Origin of the sequence: Vibrio gigantis, assembly GCF_024347515.1 — a bacterium.
Classification (GTDB): Bacteria; Pseudomonadota; Gammaproteobacteria; order Enterobacterales; family Vibrionaceae; genus Vibrio; species Vibrio gigantis.
In genome coordinates, this window is record NZ_AP025493.1 from 985,874 (window position 1) to 1,005,639 (window position 19,766).

The window sequence follows — 19,766 nt, forward strand, 5'->3', positions numbered from 1 at the left end:
TCTATTCTAATTATTGTTTTATTTTTGCTTCTAAACCTGACGTAACACGAAGTTGTTCAAAGACAGATGTCCAGTCTTGACGACCACGCCCTGCAGCTCGAGCAATACTGTAAAGCTCACGAGATGCAGCACCACACGGCATTGGTACATTCACTTGGTTAGCTAAGTCCAAAGCGATACCCAGATCTTTATGCGCTAAATCCACCATGAATGCCGGAGTCAAATCGCCTGCTAGCACTTTACCCGGCCAGGTTGTCGTAAAGTGTCCTTTGCCAGCCGGTGTACCACTCATCACTTGCAATGCCGTTTCGAATTCAAGACCAATTGCTTCAGATAAAGTAGCGGCTTCTGCCGACAACGCATTAAGCGCGATACTCATGTAATTATTGATAATTTTTACGCGAATACCTTTACCCGCACCGCCACAATCTACAGTCTCGGAACCCATGCAATCAAAAAGAGGCTGTGCTCTCTCTATTTGGGCTTTGCTACCACCAGCAAGAATCAGTAACTCGCCTTTAACCGCGTGGTCTGAAGTGCGCCCTACCGGAGCTTCCATCATCTGTAGACCTCGTTGATCCATATCAGAAACCAACTTATCCGTTTGGAATGGGTGAATAGTAGACATATCAATCAACAACGTTTCAGGCGTCATTACTTGTGCAATCCCCTGCTCACCAAACAATACATGACGCACTAAGTCACCATTCGGTAGCATAGTGATAATAAAGTCGACATCTTTTGCAGCGTCTAGCGCTGATTCCGCAGCCGTTGCTCCCAACTCAACCAGTCCGTTTACTGCATCTGCATTTAAGTCAAAAACCTTTACCTCATGGTCACCTTTTAGAATGTTTGAAGCCATTGGGCTTCCCATTTGACCAAGACCAATAAAACCAACGCGACTCATAATCCTTTCCTTTTATAAATACCAACACACTTTGAGTGGGTTAACTATAAACAAATGAACAAATTGAACTGTTGACCATGTCACACTTTGTCTATTTTTGTTGTTTAATGTAAGTTTGTGAGCATTATCGAAGTATTAGGTGACACAGGAAATATAATTTACTCTGTACTTATATTTAGATAGCTGTATTGGCTAAAAGGAAGAAAGATGAAAATTGCTTGCCTGGGTATTACCGTTCTTGACCGTGTTCAGCTTGTTGAAAAACTGCCAACAACAGGGGGGAAGTATGTATCAAAAGATTACTTTGAAATTGGCGGAGGCCCAGCGGCAACGGCGGCTGTCGCCGTTTCTAAGTTAGGGCATGAAGTAGAGTTTGTCGGTCGTGTAGGGAGTGATAGCGTAGCTAATACCATGATCGAAGAGCTCAACAATTACGGTGTTAAAACAAATCATATTGTTCATATAAACAATGCATCTTCATCTTTCTCTAGTGTTCTTGTTGATGATGAAGGTGAACGTATGATCATCAACCACCAAGACCCTATGCTAAGCCGTGACATTCGCATGTTGATGGATGTTGATTTTAGTCAATTTGATGCAGTGCTGTGTGACGTACGCTGGCCTGAAGGCGCTAAGTACCTATTAGAAAAGGCAAAAGAGTATGGAATACCGTCAGTTCTAGATGCTGATTTATCACCGGATCCAATCGATGAATTGGTCAAATTGGCCGATCATGTCGCATTTTCAGAGGAAGGATTGTCAACTTTTGTACAAAATTCAGAGGTTGAAGCAGGATTACGCTTAGCAAAACAAGAAACTTCTGGCAAAGTATACGTCACTGTAGGAAAACACGGCTGTTATTGGTTAGAAAACAACGAGCTGCAACATGAAGCAGCCCCAGTGATTGATGTTGTCGACACAACCGGAGCGGGCGATACATTCCACGGAGCTTTGGTTGTGGCTGTAGCTGAAGGGATGGATACCCGTGCTGCAGTCAAATTCTCAAATATTGTCGCTGCAATCAAATGTACTAAATTGGGTGGCCGAGAAGGTATACCAACTCGCTCAGCAGTGAATAAACACATAAATGAATAATAAGAAGGTTTAGTATGACTAATCCTAGACAAGATAAATTACTAAAGTTAGTTATTGATGAAGGCTACTATACCGTTGAAGACTTAGCGGAAAGCCTAAATGTCTCTACCCAAACCATTCGCCGAGACATCAAAAAGCTCAGTGATGATAAGCTGTTGATTCGTCATCACGGTGGCGCAAGTTCGCCAGCAAGTAAAACGAACTTGGATTACGAGCTACGCCGAAGCGCTGAAACTGACGAGAAAAATGCAATTGCGAAATGCATTGCTGAATTAGTCCCTGATAATTCGACTATCTTCATCACTATTGGCACAACGGCTGAAACTATCGCTAATCACCTATTAAAAAAGAGCAACTTACAGGTGATTACTAACAGTTTACGCGTTGCAAACATCCTACACTCAAATCCATCATTTGATGTGTTGATACCTAGCGGTAAAGTAAAAGCATCAAATGGGGGTATTGTCGGCACAGAAGCTATCGATTTTATCTCAAAGTTCCGTTTTGATTACCTATTAACGAGTGCTGGCTCTCTTGATACCGACGGCACTCTCCTTGAATATGATCTCAACGAAACCGAGTTAGTACAAACTGTCATGAAGTCAGCAAGACACATGTACGTTGGACTCGACTCAACCAAGTTTGTACCTAAAGGTTCAATAGCGCTTTGCCATATTCGTGAAGCAACAACGTTATTTACCGACAAAGCATTACCAAACACTCTAGCCAAAAACCTTCAACACGAAAACATTCTCATTGAAGTGTGTAAGCCAGAATAGCTTGGTTATCCTATCTAGCAAAAAGCTCCCAAATTAAGGGAGCTTTTTAGTATTAACGATATGTACGCACTGCTATCTAGCTATTCATGAAGGCACTTATCTAGCATCGGCATCAGAATCTCAGCCCAAGCCTGATAAGCCCTGCCATTCAAATGTAAATCATCACACGTGTATTCATTCGACAAGTGTTGATTTGGCGCTAATACCGCATTCACATCTAAAAACTCGATGCCATGCTGCGCACAGTAATCTTTTAGCTTTCTATTTAAAGACTCAACACTTGGGTTTAAGCTTTGCAGCTTAGTTCCAACATAAAGTGTCGACTGCACCAACACTTGGATACCATTATCTCGCCATATGTTGACCATTTTTACGTAGTTATCATACACATGTTCAACGCCGTAGCCTTGAGCCAAGTCGTTGATTCCCGCCATGAAACAGACTAACTGGGGATTCACGTTTAACGTGGTGTCAATACGTCGCAACATGCCTGATGTGGTATCACCAGCCAAGCCGCGGTTAACCATAGAAATATCACGAAAAATATCAGCCCACGGCGCCCACTCGGTGATCGAGTCTCCAAACATCACTAAATCCGCTTGAGGTGAAAAGTGGCGATGATTGTCCGATGTCATGATGTAACGACTCATGCTGTGACCTCGTTGCTGAATCTCAGATTGAATTGCAACCGCCTTAAGAATGTCACTATCAGGCGTGGTACCGTCGAATTGAGCCAGTACCCCTTCAATATGAGGCTTCAAAGGGCTAAGTTGGGTGCTCAATTGATGTTGTTCTTTGAGGGAAGATAACCTCTCCAATAAATCATAGAGAGAGCGATCTTTGCCGACGTTTTGAAATAACTGATATAAATCGAGGATAGGTTCTTGTTGTAGTGCGGCAAGTAATTGCTTGTCTTCCATGGTGTTATCTAACCCTTCCATTATCTGATGATGTATCAAGATAATATCCGATAAACTGCAGGATAGATAACACTAGACAGCAGCAGTTACTTTTCTTTGATCACTAAATGGTTGCGGTTATCGCGGCTTTTCTTAATCAACTCATTGCTCTCATCCATCTCGTCAGATTTTGCAAGGCGGTCATAAAGAAGAACATTCACGGTCGCAGCCAGGTTCATGCAACCGACCGTCGGCACATAAACAACATGATCGGCTCGGTCAGCGACATCTTGAGAAATAGAGCCGTCTTCCGGACCAAAAATATAGATGGCATTTTCTGGGTGTTTAAAACGTGGCAGTGGGATCGCACCTTCCGCTAGTTCCACACAAACGATCTTGGTTTCTGGATCAAGATTATCCAAAAACGACTCAACCCCCGTCAGAGGGATAGTACGCGCAGCACTCTTAGTATCGGTGTGAAATTTAGCTGCTTTTTCGTAGCGTCGCCCTGTGTATTTAACTTCGTTGACTTGGTAGCAACCAGCCGCACGCATAACAGCACCAACGTTTGTCGGGCTCTTTGGGTTAGTTAAACCAATAGTCACATGGCTTTTATTCATGAATCTTTCTCACTTAACGAATAGACATAGCAGGGTGCTACAAAGCGTCGCATTCTAACAAAGCAGCGTCTAATTCAAAAGCAGAGAAACAACCAAGCCTATCAAGGACTGAGCGCCTAGTTACATAAGTCAAGAGGAGCTAAAATCCAACCACCATCAAGTTTACAAAACAAAATCACTTCCGGATAACAATTAGACCAAAAGCGCATTTACATTTTGAAACCACATTAATAGTGTGTTGATAACGGCATGAATAATCGCACAGGAAACGTGATATGACCCTAACCATCAAAAACCGCCTTTATATTCTCTCTTTCATTCCACTACTACTGATGGCAATCGGGATGATGAGCGTGACGTATATGAAGAGCACCGAGCTAACCGCACAACAAGTAGAATCGACGCGTAGCAATATGATGGCGATGAAAGAAAAGGAACTCAAAGCGTATCTGCAAATGGCCTACTCTTCGGTCAGCCCGTTCTTGGACAGAGGTGCGACACTAGAAGAGGCCTTACCTACGTTAAGAACTCTCGAATATGGTGAATCTGGTTATATTTTTGGTTATGACTCTAAAGGCGTTCGAGTCGTTGTCGGGCAAAATAACGATGGTATTGGTAAAAACTATTACGACCTACAAGACAAGAAAGGTAATTACTTAATCCGTGACCTAATCAAGAACTCAAAATTGGGTGAATTCACCACTTACTATTTCCCAAAACTAGGTCAATCTGAAGCTTTACCAAAACTCAGCTACTCAATATTCATTCCGCAGTGGGACTTAATGCTTGGTACCGGTTTCTATACTGACGACATCGATGCGGTCATCGCAGAGATGAAAGAGAGCTCGAACGCAGCACTACAAAGCTCACTGACTGCCATCGCTATTTTCTGTGGATTAATCGCCCTTGTGGTTGCCGTGTTTGCAGTAGCAGTTAACCGAACAATTATGAAGCCACTTGAGCAGTTTGACCGTTCAATCAGTGCATTCGCGAGTGGCGAAGCTGATTTAACCGCTCGAATGGAAACATTCAAAGCGCCAGAATTCACTAAGCTCAGCGAGAACTTCAATGCCTTTGTAGCCAGCCTGCAAACCATTATTCGAAGCGTAAGCGATGTGGGTCAGCAAGTGGTAGCAGAAACGTCTAGCATGTCTTCTCGCGCAGCTCAGGTCGACGAAATTGCCACAGGCCAACGTGAAGAGACTGAGCAAGTTGCAACGGCGATGACTGAGATGACCACAACCGCGCAAGAGATCTCAAGCAACGCAAGCCAAGCGGCCGATTCAGCGAAACTAGCAGAGGGCAACGCAAAAGAAGCGCAGCAAATAGTGAACGCAGCTGCAGATTCGGTTGCAGGCCTAGCGAGCGAAGTATCGGAAGCCAACACAGTGGTATCGCGTTTAGAAGGCGATGTTCAGAACATCTCTTCTTCATTGGCGGTTATCCAAGATATTGCAGAACAAACTAACTTACTCGCATTGAATGCCGCAATTGAAGCGGCTCGAGCAGGCGAACAAGGCCGTGGCTTCGCAGTTGTTGCGGATGAGGTTCGTAAGCTGGCAAGCCGAACTCAAGAGAGCACGGGCGACATTCACAAGATGATTGAACAGCTAAAAGCCGCTTCAGACGCCGCGGTAAAAGCAATGGATTCAAGCCAAAACCGTAGTGCTCAAACGGTGGAAGAAGCAAACGCTGCTGCCGCGGCGCTTGCGAAAATCCAAGAGTCAATCGATACCATCATGGACATGAACTCGCTTATTGCTACAGCAACTGAACAGCAAAATATTGTGGGCCAAGAGATCTCTCAACGTATTGTGGTAATTTCAGATCAAAGCTCGCAATCGGCTGCACTAGCAAACCAAAACCGTACAGGTAGCCAAAACCTCAACAGTCGAGCAAATGAGCTGTATCACTTGGTGGATCGCTTCACTGTCTAATACATTTTCAGTCTAGTAAGCAGTAACCAAATGCTACTTAACATCTAAAACGCATCGGGCTTCAGAATCTCTATTCTGAAGCCCGAATTTTATCTAAGGATGATTGGATAACAGAAATAACGCCTAGTAGGGCTAAACTCCAGCTTTAACGCAATCTTGATTTAAAGGGCAATGTTCGCACTTTGGCTTAGGATTACAAAACTGCTGCCCATGTTCGACTAACAAGCCATGATAATAGCCATACCTTTTGGTATCTAAGGGAATCACGCTCTCCATCAAACAGCGGAATTTTTCATACGATTTAGGCACATCCAGCCCATTGCGAGTAAAGATTCTTCTCGCGTACGCGTCAATCACAAAAGACGCTTTACCTATCGCATACACCAGAATAGCATCAGCCGTTTCTCCACCAATCCCTTTCACTTCCAGTAGTTCTTTTCGCAACTGATTCTTATCCTGTTCACGAACAGCAGACATATCGTATTGGTACTTCGAAAACCACTCTGTCACAGCCTTCAACTTAATGGCTTTCTGATTGTAATAACCACTGGATCGTATTTTCTGGGCAAGATCATCGAGATCCATATCTGCAACCGATCTTGGCTCGCACTTATCACCTAAATTCGTCAATGCCTTTTCTGCATTTTTCCAATTGGTGTTCTGAACCAGAATAGCGCCTAGGATTATCTTGTAAGGGTCGTCCCGTTGCCACCAATCAAAATAGCCATAATGTTGCTCTAGTGTATCGAACACACCGAGTATCAGGTCGTTTGGGCTAATTTCATTATAATGGCTTGCCGTCATAGAACTAATCTAATTGCTCAGAAAGGAAATCCACCAGCAAACGAACCTTTGAGGACAAGTTACGGTTCTGAGGGTAAAGCGCCCAAATCCCCTCTTTATCGTCACGAAAATCGGTCAAAACCTCAACCAACTCACCCGATTCAAGATCTTCACTTACGTAATACTCAGGTAGCTGCACCAAGCCGATACTTTGCTTTGCTGCATCTAATAGAGCCAAGCCACTATTACACTTAATTCGGCCATTCACTCGCACCGCGCGAGGGCGCTTGTTCTCTTTAAAACGCCAGTGTTCAAAGCCACCCACTAAACATTGGTGGTTACTCAGCTCAGAAAGCGTATGAGGCTCACCATAGCGTTCAATGTACTCAGGGCTAGCACACACATAAAGTTGTCGTTGTGACAGCTTTTTTGCCACGAGGCTTGAATCTTCTAATCTGCCTAAGCGAATCGCCACATCTACACCTGAATCGATAAGATCAAGCTTTTGGTTAGTTAGCATCAGCTCTAATTCAACTTGCGGATAGAGCTTTAAAAACTTATGCAGAATAGGCGCCAATTGACGTTCGCCATAAGTGACTGGCGCAGTAACTTTCAAAAGCCCTTTTGGCGTAGATTGCATTTGAGTCACAGCAAGCTCAGCAATTTCTAACCCTTCAACCAACAACTTACATTGTTGATAATAGAGTTGACCCGCTTCAGTTAAAGAGACTTTACGGGTTGTTCTGTTCAGGAGTTTAACCGCTAGGCGCTCTTCGAGGTTAGCCACTCGTCGGCTGATTTGAGCAACTGACGTAGCAAGCTTCTGCGCAGCTCCCGTAAAGCTTTCACGCTCAGCTACGGCTACAAACTCACTTACCCCTTCCCAATTGGCCATACTTTTACCTTATGATGAACGATGATTACCCATACAGTGTATTGAAGTTACAAATAAGTGTCACCTAGCTTGATAGGCTCTGCGCATAAATCTGCTCTAGCTACAATCACTCGAAATCATTCCAACCAATCCCTGACATTTCTAAATATTCCTCACTGAACACTAACAAAATCGTCTTCTCCTCTGACACTCATCTTACCACTTCGTTGGTATGTTGGTTCTGTACCGGAACACAGGTACTTCAACAAAGTAAGGTACTCCTATGAAAAAATTAATCATACTTGCATCAACTCTTGTACTCAGCACAACAGCGTTTGCAGCAACTAAAACAACGATTCAAGAAACAACGCTAAAATCTGATACATTTGTTACTGAAGCGGAAGCATACGATGCAGGAACTAACCTTATGGATGAGTTAAGCGCAAAGACACCTTTTGAGCTTTCAAGAGAACTGCCACAGTTCCAACAAACAACAAAATACGATTCGTTTAAAATTGATGACGCGAATATGGAAGTGAAAAAAATCACTAACATGAACGGTGACATCCATTACCAAGCGAACGTAAAAGTTGACTACCGCTACACATATAAAGACGGCCGTAGCAGCTAACACCGCATTATTTGCAGAGCCCGAAACCAAGCTCGTATCTAAAAAGAAAGCCCGCACTCATTGAGTACGGGCTTTTTTATGGTTCATCACGAATTCATGGGGACTAAAAATGAGCCCTACTGCTGGCTCATATTCAAAACCTAAACTTCAAACTGAGAAACAAGACCGTCCAGCATTTCACATTGCTCCGCCAGTGCCATGCATGCATTCTCAGCACTGCTTGCCATTTCAACCATCTGCATGGTGCTTTCAGCGATGCGTTGTACGTTCTGATTCACTTCTTCCGATACTTGAGATTGTTGAGAAGCCGCTGTTGCAATTTGCGTGTTCATCTCGTTCATCATACCGATAGAGTTACGAATCTCACTCAGTGAGGATGCAGCAGTTCCAGCTTGAATAATCGTCTTCTCACCGCTGATCTTACTTTCATTCATCACGCCAACCGCTTGTTGTGCGCCTTGCTCTAAACGCTCAATCATCGACTGAATTTCACCCGTGCTATCTTGCGTTTTACTTGCCAAGGCTCTCACCTCATCAGCCACAACTGCAAACCCACGGCCTTGCTCACCAGCACGAGCTGCTTCAATAGCCGCATTCAACGCCAATAGGTTAGTTTGCTCTGCAATGCCTCGAATAACACCAAGAATAGAAGCAATGTTCTTCACATCACTATCAAGTTCATGAACAACACCACTTGCATTATCAATGTCATGAGCCAGACGTTCAATTGAACTCACAGTTAAGCCTAATGTTTTATCAGCCGACTCAACTTCTCGATTGGCTGTATTACTCGCAGAAGCAGCATCAAGAGCATTTCCACTTACCGCTTCGCTCGTAGCTTGCATCTCATGAACAGCCGCTGCTACCACTTCGCTTTCTTGCTGCTGATTGGCAGAGAATTGAGCAACGCTTTGTGTCAGAGACTTAATGTTTTCCATCTCAGAACGTACTGCGTTAGACGCTAAGATCACCTGCTCCACCGTAACGTGGATCTTGCCTACAAATTGGTTAAATGCAGAACTCAAGCGCGCAATTTCATCACTTCCGTTCACAGCCATACGCTGCGACAAGTCACCATCACCAGAAGCAATTTCACTCATCGCCTTTTCTACACCTTGGATAGGTCGAACGATAAAACGATTCGACAACCACATCGCAAAGCACGCCGCGAAAACAGCAACGGCCATACCTACTTCAATGATCACCTTACTTGCTTCAATCGAGTCGTCAGCTTGCTTACGTAACTCGGCTTGTTTCACTTCAATCAAAGTTCGGATTGAACGCAGTTGCTTACGAATAATGGCAAACTCAGCGTCAAGCTGATGCGAGTAATCAATATTGTATTGATGAGCATTGGCAGGATCAGCAAACATAGGCTCGTGCAGCGACACCCACTTGCTCATCGCGTTCACAAGCTTCGACAGCTCACCGCGAGAAGAAGGATCCAACACACCTGCTGTATATAGAGTTTGCACGCTTTCAAAACGAGGGACCGCTTTGTAAGCATTATCTCTAAATTCAAATTTTTGGTAATCAATCGCCGCTTGGTCTTTAGCAAGTAAAAGACCTTGAGCTGATGCAATGATTTGGTAGATGTCACGGTAACCATCTTCTAGGTTGTCTAACACAGGCTGAACAACATTGTTGAGTTCATTATTAATCGCCGCTTGCGCGTTAGATTTAATAACATTAAGTACAGTTACAGTTGAGAACACAATCACGATGACCATTAATGGAATCGCGATTTTGCTCCTAATAGAAAGGTTGTTGATACTCATAAAGGCTAATAACCACACAGTAAATAGGGATGCGGGCATAATATACCGTATCAATATTCAACACTGCTAAGAGTTTGTGAACCTCATCTCATAGCAAACGTTATCGTTCAGGTGTGTGTTGTTTATTTAGCCAATGGTCAACGTATACCGGAGCGAACTACTGACAATATTCGACTTATTTGCAGCTAACGCATGCTAACACTGGAGAAGTGCCACAAATAACACCATAATATAGGGCTCTAAAATAAGTAGGTAATAACATGAAAATTTGTGGTGTTGAAATCAAAGGTAACGACGCAGTCATCTGTCTTCTTTCTCTATCTGACGGTGTATTTAACATTCCTGATTGCCGAGTATCTAAAGTTGCGATCAGCGACGCTAACGACACACAGAATATGAAAGACTTTCAATTCTCTTTTGCAAAGTTAATGGAAGATTACCAAGTAGATAAAGTTGTGATTCGCCAACGCCAAACGAAAGGCAAATTTGCTGGCGGTGGTTTCGGCTTCAAACTAGAAGCGGCAATTCAGCTCATCGATGGCCTAAACGTTGAAGTGGTTTCTCCAGCTGACATCAAAGAGAGCCTTAAACGTAACCCTCTTATGATGAAATTCAAAGAGACAGGCCTTAAGCAATACCAAGAAGCACCGTTTACCACGGCTTACGCTTGCTTGATGAAGCGCTAATCAAAAGTCGCCAAAGTAATTTGTAAAGAAAGAGCCTGTTGAACAGGCTCTTTTTTGCATTTGACACTCGGATTTACGAGTTATAACACCACTCACGCCACAGACTAAACAGTAAACTCTTTGAGCCTACGCTGTTGCTCTTCCGCTAACCTCGCAAGCTCCTCGGTCGCGACCGAGCTTTGTGCAATGCCCGCAACATTCTGGCTAACCACATCCGACACTACTTCTACGTTCTTGGATATGTCGCTACTCACGGCCGACTGTTCCTCTGAAGCTGTTGCGACAAGAATATTAACTTCAGAGATTGAGTTAACCGATTCGATGATAGAAGAAAATGCTTTCGCTACCGACTCGACAGCATCTCTAGATTGCGTGACTAGCTCAATGTTGCTCGACATCTCAATGTTGGTTGCTTCTGACTTCTCTTGAAGTCTTTCGATCAAGGTACGAATACTCTCAGTCGATTGCTGAGTTTTGCCTGCTAGGTTTCTAACTTCATCGGCGACAACTGCAAAGCCTCGACCTTGCTCGCCAGCACGTGCTGCCTCAATTGCAGCGTTCAACGCCAATAAATTCGTTTGCTCTGACACGCTACTAATCACGTCAATGACAGAGTTGATATCAAGCGAGTATGACTTCAACTCTTCAAGCGCCTCAGCTGTACTATTCACAGATTCAGAAATCTGACTAGAAATGTCTTCCAAAGCGCTCACTGCCACGTGCCCGTTAGTTACAGAATCAGTCGCATTACCCGCCTGCTGCTCGGCATGGCTAGCATTCTGACTTACCTCTTTCGCCGTCATAGACATCTGATTAATTGCTGTCGCAATCTGAGTAACTTGATGACTCTCTTCTTGCGCATTGGCTGAGGATTGGGTCATCACAGCACTCAATTCCACAGAAGATGCCGCTACACTCTCTGCGATATTGGTCAGGTCATTGATAACTTCGCCAAGATTATCAGCCGAACGGTTGTAGTACTTGGCGAGTATGTTTGCTTCATTATTACCTTCGATATCAGGCAATCTTGTCGTGAGCTTTTGATTAGATAAGTCTTCTAGCGCGCTACATACACGGTGAATCTTCTGAGAAATTGAATTCGATAATAAGAAGCCTGCAATGAAAGAGGCGAAAACTACGATTAACAAGATACCAACCAACATATAAATGGCTTCGTGTATTTCAGTTTCAGCTTCTTCGATTTCCGAAACAACATGAGATGCATAATTTTGAACTCTATTTGCCAGTTCATTTCGAATTGAAACACTTATCTCACGCCCTTTTGCTATGTATTCATCTCGTTCGAGTTGTGATACTAGGCCATTTTCGTATGCATCAAAAACTTCTTTAGCTCTCTTATTATGTTCATAATAATTATCTACATTCCGAATGAAATCTCGATCAAATTCAGATCGACCAACACGGTCAAACAGATTTTGATAATCGCGATACCACCGTTCGATTTTGTCTCCATAAGCTTTTCGCTCATCATGTGAATATATAGAACGAGTTAAATCGAGTCTCAATTGCCAAAACGGAATTGTTTGCTCATTAACAACATTCAAAACGACATTAACAGCACTCTTGACTTCCACTGTTGATGACTTGCTAACATCACTTAACTTGCTAGCAGAGTAACCGATAGACAAAGACACTGTAGCAAGCGAACATATCGTGAGTAACAAGATGAGCTGCTTAATGGTGAGATTGTTGAACAACTTTTGCATGAATACTTCCCTAAAGTAAAAATCGAATATTAGTGACACTAACCATGGCCAACATGCTTCCAATCAGTATTGGCAATCCTGTGCGGCATAATGTCACGCCAAATTAACCATTTACTCACAATTTTTCTTGTAGGATTTTTCCGACACACATAGTACTCAGAACCTTGCCACATAAGGGATAGATGGCATATATACATAATAAAAAAGAGGCTCAATTGAGCCTCTTTTAGGATGAGTCGTTCTCTATCAAAGAGGAATTAACAAGAATCAGCAAAGTCAGCCAAGTAACCCATTTGATTAGAACACTAGACTCTTTCTTCCATGCTTAGTTTTGTTCAATCATGTCATTGAAGTAGTCTACTTGCTCTTGAAGCGTCAAACTTTGATTGTTTGAACCTAGAGTCCAAATGAAAAAACCACCGTATCCATTTGCTTTCTGCCAACGAGCACGCTCAATGTTATTTTCGTAAGTTTCTACAAAACGGCCATTAGGTCCCCACTGACTGTTAATAGTTGCACCTAGAACGATCTTCGTTGGATCTTGCACGTGATAAGCATAGTTCGCCATTGCAACGTCATACTTAAAGTTTTCACCTGCGTCATATGCCATCACATTGTAGAAGTCGATCGTATCTCGAGTATTCTGAAGCAGTGATATAACTTCTCCGTGGTGAGCAGAACGATCTGACTCAATGAATGAACAGTTTTCGTATACGTTTGGATTCGCACACTCAACAGGGTCAGCACCTACATGGTAAGTGGTTAATGAAAGGATCTTGCTTAGGCCAATCTTGTCACGGATTCTATTAATTATATCTTCAAGTTCGCGGTTTTGTTTTTCAGTTAAACGCGCTGCCGTCTCATAGTCGAAGTCAACACCATCAATGCTCACGTAGCCTGCTAACTGGTACTTAGTATAATCACAATTCCCTTGCCAATCCGTTGCTAAACACTCACCAACAATCTCATCTGGGCTCAGGTTTTTCTTATAAACCGGGTATGGCTGAGACATCATTTCAACAAGCCCGTTAGCAATGGCTTCACGACTTTGCTCTGACCCCATCAGGCTCCAAATTCGCTCATCACTTGCACCACCAAACGCTACCATCATAGTCTTGTTATCATGGCTGTGTTTTAGCTCTGTCCAGGATTGATAGCCAGGAGCCATCCAGCTAGGGTCATATTTCGGCGTGATCATATCATCACTAACTTTGATATTACCGTTCGCATCCCAGTTACCAAACGATAAGAAGTACGCATCACCGTTAGAGTTATTTAACTCTTCAATATCAGTCAATCCCCAAGATGTAAGATAAGAAATCGACCGATCTGGATTATCTCGCAAGCCAGTATCGAATGTTGGTTCTTTAACTTCAATCGTCGATGTTGGTGTCGTTTGGGTGTCACCAACAGTATTAAGTGCTATAGCTTCAATCGTATGTGTTCCTAATTGCGCACCTAACCATTCGAATTCGTATGGTGCCTGTGTAATTGTCGTGAGTTCTACATCATTGACTAAGAAGGTCACTGACTTGATATCACCGACAAAGCTTTGAGCTTCTGCGACAAGTTTAATACTACGACCTTGGGTAAAGCTCGAACCATCAATAGGAGAAGTCAGGCCGACCGCCAGATCACGATCGGTGATTGCGAGCGTGATTGGTTTGGTTGCAGTCGACGCACCTTTGTCATCGTAAGCCGTTGTCACTAGCTCATAAGAACCTTCAACTTGACCTGGAATTTCCAGTAAGTAGTTGCCGTCAGGAGTCAGTTCCGTTGACGTAGCCATGACAGTACTTTTGAGCAACGCTTCAACCTTAACAATTTCGCCGTCTTCATCGAATGCATCAACAATCACATCAAACGACTGATTAGGCTGTAAACGGTCGCCATTTTCTGGGCTTATTAGTTCAATCTCTGGGGCTACATTTGGATCGCACTGACCTTCAGTTTCCCATGCGTCTTTCCAAGCATCAGGATAGTTCGGGTGACCTGTTCCTGGAGTCCAAACTGGATTACCACACCAACCAAAAACAGTACACGAGAACATTTCGCCTGCATTCGAAACAAGGTCACCAACTTGATAGTTTACGCCATCTTGATACTGAGGTACGTCACCACAACTGTTGCTCGATTCCGTGATCGTAATCTGAACGCTGGCTGTTGCTGAAAGATTTTGTTCATCCATCGCCACAGCGTCTAATACGACGGTTCCCGCTTTATCAGGTTGCCAATCGCAACTAAATTGGTCGACTTTAGTTGCATCAAATTCACACACTGATGCATTATCAGATTTAATCACAACCGTAGATAAATCATCTTCTGCGTCAAAAGCATCGACAGAAATAGAAACGGTCTCTGTTTTCTTAAACGTTGCCCCGTCTTCCGGGCTAATAAAACTCACTTCTGGTGCTGAAAAATCTTGGTCAGACTCAATATTCACCTTCAAAGTTTTCTGCTCGATCTGCTGATCGCTACTATCAAAAACCAACACATGAATCGCTGACTCCCCTAATTCATTAGGTGTCCATGTTTGTGAATAATTCGTAACATCTTGATCAACAGGTTGATCTGCAATCTTCAAATTATTTACCCAAAACTCAAGTTTGGATGCCGCTTCACCCTCAACTGAGCCTTGAATTTCAGTGATTTGGTTTGTGACCAAACGCTGACCTTCAAAAGGAGAAAGAATAGAAAGCTGCACTTCAGGGACTGGAGGTGTCTCCCCCCCCTCCCCATTAAACTTAATGGAGTTTTCAAAAGAAACGAGATCGGGCAACTGACCATTGATCCCAAACGAAAGGAAAAACGCAGTATCAGAAAGTAGCTCGTCCTTTACCCAAGCGCCATTATCGAACGAAAATGTGACCTTATGCAGAACACCATCCTTTGTTGTCTCATGTTCAATATTTTGGCTTGGGTAAGATAAACCTTGAGAAGAAAACTGAATATCAGTTGTCGCATGGGGTAGGACAAGCTCGAGAACAGAGCTTCTCATGTCTATCGCCTGAGAAGATGTGTTCTTAACTTCAACTTGGTAAGTACTCCACCATTGGGATTCTGAGGCGGATACATCAATATTAACATCGTTGGTAAGCGCTGCAGTAACTGGGTTCAAACTGAAACCCGCCATAATCAGCATTGCTGCTCCAATTGTTCTTTTCATAATTTTAATGACCTTTCAAATAGCTAGATAACTAGTGGTACCTTATACATATCTACTTATATATAAATTTAGATAATGTAATGCTAAACAGTAAATTTCAGCATTTAAATATAATTCTAATTAGGTCAACAAGATGGATCATGTAGGACAATTCTTACATGCTATTTTTCTTGATAGCGATTAAGATGATAAAATTGGTAAAGTTACGTTTTTAATTATCATTAAAATGAAGATAACATTTACATTGATAATAAATACAACGTTACTATTTAATTTTAAGTGAAGCATCCCTTATCTAAAGGGACAAGGCTCATATGAAGAACTTGAATAATTTTTTTATTTTTCTATTTTTGTCGTTATTATCATTACAAGTTAAAGCTATTGAGTCTTTAAGGTTAACTGAACAAGAAAAACAGTATTTAAAAAGTAAAAGTCATTTAGTGGTCGCTAGTTTCGATATGTACTATCCGCCCTACTCACAATTCGAAGGCGGCGTTATAAAAGGAATACACCAAGATATCACCAACCAAATCAGTGATATCTTGAACATACCCATAGAAACCAAAATCTTCCCACACATATCCGGAGTGATCGACGACATCAGCTCTGGAGATTCAGATATATCAATAGGTTATAGTGATAGTCGTTATCGCTCTCAGAACATTATTTTCTCTAAGATCATCTACAAAGAAGTTATGGCCTACTGGGTTGATGTCCCTGAGAACATTGAAGAAAAACCTGGTGATATGACTTGGACGTGTGTTCAGGGTTCCTCGTACTGCGATTATTTACAAGAACGATACGACACGATTGTGCCCGCTCTCGACTTTTTGGCCAGTATTGAATTGGTTCGAGAAGGTATTGTCGACGGCATTGCCAGTAACTATGCATCTCTGATCAACTATAGCTTCAATACCTACGAAACAGGTCAAATAAAACTATTTGATGATAATTACATTGAAGAGAACAGAATAATAATTTCAAATAAAGAACCTGTTTTAGAGAGCGTTATTAATAAAGCTATTACATATATAAACAACAATGGCGGAATAAACTCCAATAATAAGTATTTTCATGCAACACAAGCTAATATCAGACAGATATCTGAACACTCGGGTAGCAACACTCTTAGGTATACGATTACGCGGGATATATTCCCTGCTCTTTTTATTGATAAAGAAACGAAAAAGCCAAGCGGCTATGTTATCGACATACTGAGACAGATTTCATTGAGGACTAGCCTTAACTTTCAATATGTTGAAAGTCATGGTGAAGAAGCTCTGGACCTATTCAAAGAAAATAAAATTGACTTAATAGCCTACGCAAATCTTGATGACCCGAAGCTATTCGATGATAGCATCATTCAATCTAAACCTTATACCAATGCGCAGTTCCTAGTATTAACGGGGAAGAATGACAGCCCGCATGTTGGTGTTTTATCACGAGCAGAAGCTTTCAATACTTACATCGATAGCAAATTTGGTGACGAATTTTCGTTAACATTTTACACCCAACCAAATGAACTATTTAAGGAATTGATTGATGGTGATATTGGTCGTGCTTTCTTAAACAAAGATGTCATTGGCTACGATTTTCTCGCTCGCTATAGTGGAAAAATTGCACTAGCAGAAACTGAGAATTTCTACAGTGTTCCAGTAGGCATGGTGCTGAGAGGACAACACATCGCAGCCATGGATCTCATCAATCGAATGCTATATCCAATGACAAATCTCCATATCGAGCAGTTTAAGAACCGATATAACCTCGGGGTAATCAACTACGGTTATAACAAGAGAACCTTAATGATAATTAGTGGCACGTCACTACTCATTATCTTAGGGCTTTTCCTATTCCATGTTCTACGTCGAAACCGCCTACAAAAGAGCTTACAAGCACAATACAATGAGAAGAAAAAGGCGTCTGAAGAAGCTCTTTGGTTTGCAACTCTGCTTGATGATCTTCCTGTTTTAGTCTCAGTAGTAGACGACAGGTATAACCAAGTGTTCACCAATAAGGCATATCGTAAATATTTCCATAATTGCACTAAGTGCAGGAATGAGCACAACTTGTGCGCGCTAGCCGACCCTCTTTTAAACAATGATGAATTTGATGAAACTTACTGCGTGAACAACGAAAGTTACTTTAAACGATACTTGCACCACGTAGAAAACCCAAGAACAGGTAAGAAGTTCCAGATTTTAGTGTTAGATGACACAACCAAAGCCCACAACCACAAGAAAGAGTTAGTGAAGGCAAATAAGATTGCAAACAGAGCCATCGATACCCGAGCGCGATTCTTGGCTGTCATCACTCATGAGTTACGCACCCCAATCAACGGCATCGTTGGGCTTCTAGAGCTGCTAGAACGAAAAAATAACAACAAAGAACAGAACATGTTCATCGATAGCATACGTAAGTCGGCGTATATCCTAAATAATCATGTGAGCGATATTCTTGATTTCTCTAAGATGGAAGCAGGAGAAAGCAACATAGTAATAGAGCAAACCAACATTTTGGTTGGGATAGACACAATATTAAAATCTCACCAATCCCATGCATTTGGAAAAGGCATCGATTTCAAAGTGTATTGGGAACCAACCCCTCTTATCTTGGTGTCGACTGACATGGATAAGATCCAACAAGTCATATCGAACTTACTCTCTAATGCAATAAAATTTACCGAATATGGCGCGGTCACTATTACCATTTCTATAAAACAGAGCGATCTCCACTTCCAAGTACAAGACACTGGAATTGGAATGACCTCAGAGCAAGTGGACACCATATTTGAACCTTTTGTGCAGGCAGACAACAGCACATCACGTCGGTTCGGAGGTACCGGGCTCGGTATGACAATTGTAGATACCATAATCAAACAATTTAAAGGCAGCATAGATATCACATCTGAAATCAACTTCGGTACTAGCATCACGGTATCAATACCATTGCACGATGTTGGTTCAAAACCAGACGTACCATTAATACAGTTTGATTCAACCTCATCTCTTATCAATTCATGGTTAGCTGAGTGGGGGATATACAACGAAGGAAGCCAACCATTTAATGCCCCGCTTCTCGATGAGACCTATGAAAAATTTCCTAGCGAGATATACACCTATCTACTTTCTTTTGCCCAATCCACTCTTGATGTTGAGCCCAACCTAGTACAATTTTCTGCTCATATTTTGGTTGCAGAAGACAATAAAATTAACCAACTAATGATTAAGCAACAGCTTGAAGAGATTGGGATCGACTGCTCGATTGCATCTGATGGGCAAGAAGCCATTGCTCTCTTTGAGCAAGATCCAACGAAATATGATCTGATGATCACAGACAATCACATGCCATTTATGGATGGTTTTGAACTCACACAACAGGTGCGCAATAGTCAGAAAAATGCAGACATATCTATCATTGGCTGTACTGCTGATGATCCTAAAACGACACATGCTGAATGCTTAAATGTTGGTATGAGTGACGTACTTTACAAACCTTATGAGTTGAAAGATCTGATTGATGTATTGCGACATCACCTGCCGTTGAATCAAGAGGAACAAAAGCCCACAACGATAAACGAATCAGGCTCAGAACATTTTGAGTGGATTAACCACATAAAAAAATCAAACCAAAAAGAATTATTACAGGTGATCCGCGAGTCATTCTCATCAGATATTGAAGATTTGTCTAACAACCCTAGCCACTATAAAAAAATTGCCCATAAAGTGAAAGGAGCAGCTCAACTTCTAAAGATCCAACATATCGTAGAGTTGACGGAAGAAATGGAAAGCTTTGAATATCACAACCCTATTTACAACGAACGACTCTGTAATGAGTTAATAAAAATAATAAAGATTGCAGACGAAGCAATCCCTTAGTTTAAGTGA

The 19,766-nt window shown here is 42.2% G+C and carries 14 protein-coding genes; 6 read left to right on the forward strand and 8 right to left on the reverse strand.

All coding sequences use genetic code 11. From position 1 onward, the window contains the following. Nucleotides 1–10 precede the first annotated feature (10 nt). Entirely contained in the window at nt 11–907 is an 897-nt protein-coding gene (yihU, locus tag OCV56_RS20545; RefSeq protein WP_060981074.1) for a sulfolactaldehyde 3-reductase, read from the reverse strand. Between the two features lie 207 nt (nt 908–1,114). On the opposite strand from yihU, the gene OCV56_RS20550 reads away from it, so the two are divergent. Beyond that, nucleotides 1,115–2,002 carry a sugar kinase gene (locus tag OCV56_RS20550; protein ID WP_086714313.1) on the forward strand — a complete coding sequence of 296 codons (888 nt, stop codon included), beginning with the start codon at nt 1,115–1,117 and terminating at the stop codon, nt 2,000–2,002. Nucleotides 2,003–2,016: 14 nt separating this feature from the next. Further along, nucleotides 2,017–2,781 (forward strand): DeoR/GlpR family DNA-binding transcription regulator, encoded by a 765-nt coding sequence (locus OCV56_RS20555; RefSeq protein ID WP_086714314.1) that lies wholly within the window; start codon nt 2,017–2,019, stop codon nt 2,779–2,781. A gap of 80 nt (nt 2,782–2,861) precedes the next feature. On the opposite strand, the gene OCV56_RS20560 is transcribed toward OCV56_RS20555, so the two are convergent. Then, nucleotides 2,862–3,701, reverse strand: a complete 840-nt coding sequence (locus OCV56_RS20560) for an SGNH/GDSL hydrolase family protein (protein ID WP_086714315.1) — start codon at nt 3,699–3,701, stop codon at nt 2,862–2,864. Nucleotides 3,702–3,787: 86 nt separating this feature from the next. Beyond that, nucleotides 3,788–4,300 carry an RNA methyltransferase gene (locus OCV56_RS20565; protein WP_086714316.1) on the reverse strand — a complete coding sequence of 171 codons (513 nt, stop codon included), beginning with the start codon at nt 4,298–4,300 and terminating at the stop codon, nt 3,788–3,790. Between the two features lie 275 nt (nt 4,301–4,575). Between OCV56_RS20565 and OCV56_RS20570 the strand changes: the two genes are divergently transcribed. Continuing rightward, entirely contained in the window at nt 4,576–6,237 is a 1,662-nt protein-coding gene (locus OCV56_RS20570; RefSeq protein WP_086714317.1) for a methyl-accepting chemotaxis protein, read from the forward strand. Nucleotides 6,238–6,369: 132 nt separating this feature from the next. On the opposite strand, the gene OCV56_RS20575 is transcribed toward OCV56_RS20570, so the two are convergent. Together OCV56_RS20575 and OCV56_RS20580 are read right to left on the reverse strand one after the other, a co-directional pair. Further along, nucleotides 6,370–7,041: an endonuclease III domain-containing protein gene (locus OCV56_RS20575; protein ID WP_086714318.1), complete on the reverse strand. Its 672-nt coding sequence runs from the start codon at nt 7,039–7,041 to the stop codon at nt 6,370–6,372. 4 nt (nt 7,042–7,045) lie between these two features. After that, entirely contained in the window at nt 7,046–7,915 is an 870-nt protein-coding gene (locus OCV56_RS20580) for a LysR family transcriptional regulator (RefSeq protein ID WP_086714319.1), read from the reverse strand. A 262-nt stretch (nt 7,916–8,177) separates the two neighbouring features. Between OCV56_RS20580 and OCV56_RS20585 the strand changes: the two genes are divergently transcribed. After that, complete coding sequence (locus OCV56_RS20585; protein ID WP_048613063.1) at nt 8,178–8,525, forward strand: DUF3316 domain-containing protein; 348 nt, start codon at nt 8,178–8,180, stop codon at nt 8,523–8,525. A 140-nt stretch (nt 8,526–8,665) separates the two neighbouring features. Here OCV56_RS20585 and OCV56_RS20590 read toward each other — a convergent pair whose 3' ends face one another. Next, complete coding sequence (locus tag OCV56_RS20590; RefSeq protein ID WP_086714889.1) at nt 8,666–10,303, reverse strand: methyl-accepting chemotaxis protein; 1,638 nt, start codon at nt 10,301–10,303, stop codon at nt 8,666–8,668. Between the two features lie 260 nt (nt 10,304–10,563). Between OCV56_RS20590 and OCV56_RS20595 the strand changes: the two genes are divergently transcribed. Beyond that, a complete protein-coding gene (locus tag OCV56_RS20595) occupies nt 10,564–10,989 on the forward strand; it encodes a DUF3010 family protein (protein ID WP_086714320.1) in 426 nt (141 codons plus the stop codon). A 104-nt stretch (nt 10,990–11,093) separates the two neighbouring features. On the opposite strand, the gene OCV56_RS20600 is transcribed toward OCV56_RS20595, so the two are convergent. Next, complete coding sequence (locus tag OCV56_RS20600) at nt 11,094–12,716, reverse strand: methyl-accepting chemotaxis protein (protein ID WP_086714321.1); 1,623 nt, start codon at nt 12,714–12,716, stop codon at nt 11,094–11,096. Between the two features lie 325 nt (nt 12,717–13,041). Further along, nucleotides 13,042–15,882 (reverse strand): Ig-like domain-containing protein, encoded by a 2,841-nt coding sequence (locus OCV56_RS20605; protein WP_086714322.1) that lies wholly within the window; start codon nt 15,880–15,882, stop codon nt 13,042–13,044. Nucleotides 15,883–16,196: 314 nt separating this feature from the next. Between OCV56_RS20605 and OCV56_RS20610 the strand changes: the two genes are divergently transcribed. Further along, entirely contained in the window at nt 16,197–19,757 is a 3,561-nt protein-coding gene (locus OCV56_RS20610; RefSeq protein WP_086714324.1) for an ATP-binding protein, read from the forward strand. Nucleotides 19,758–19,766: the final 9 nt, after the last annotated feature.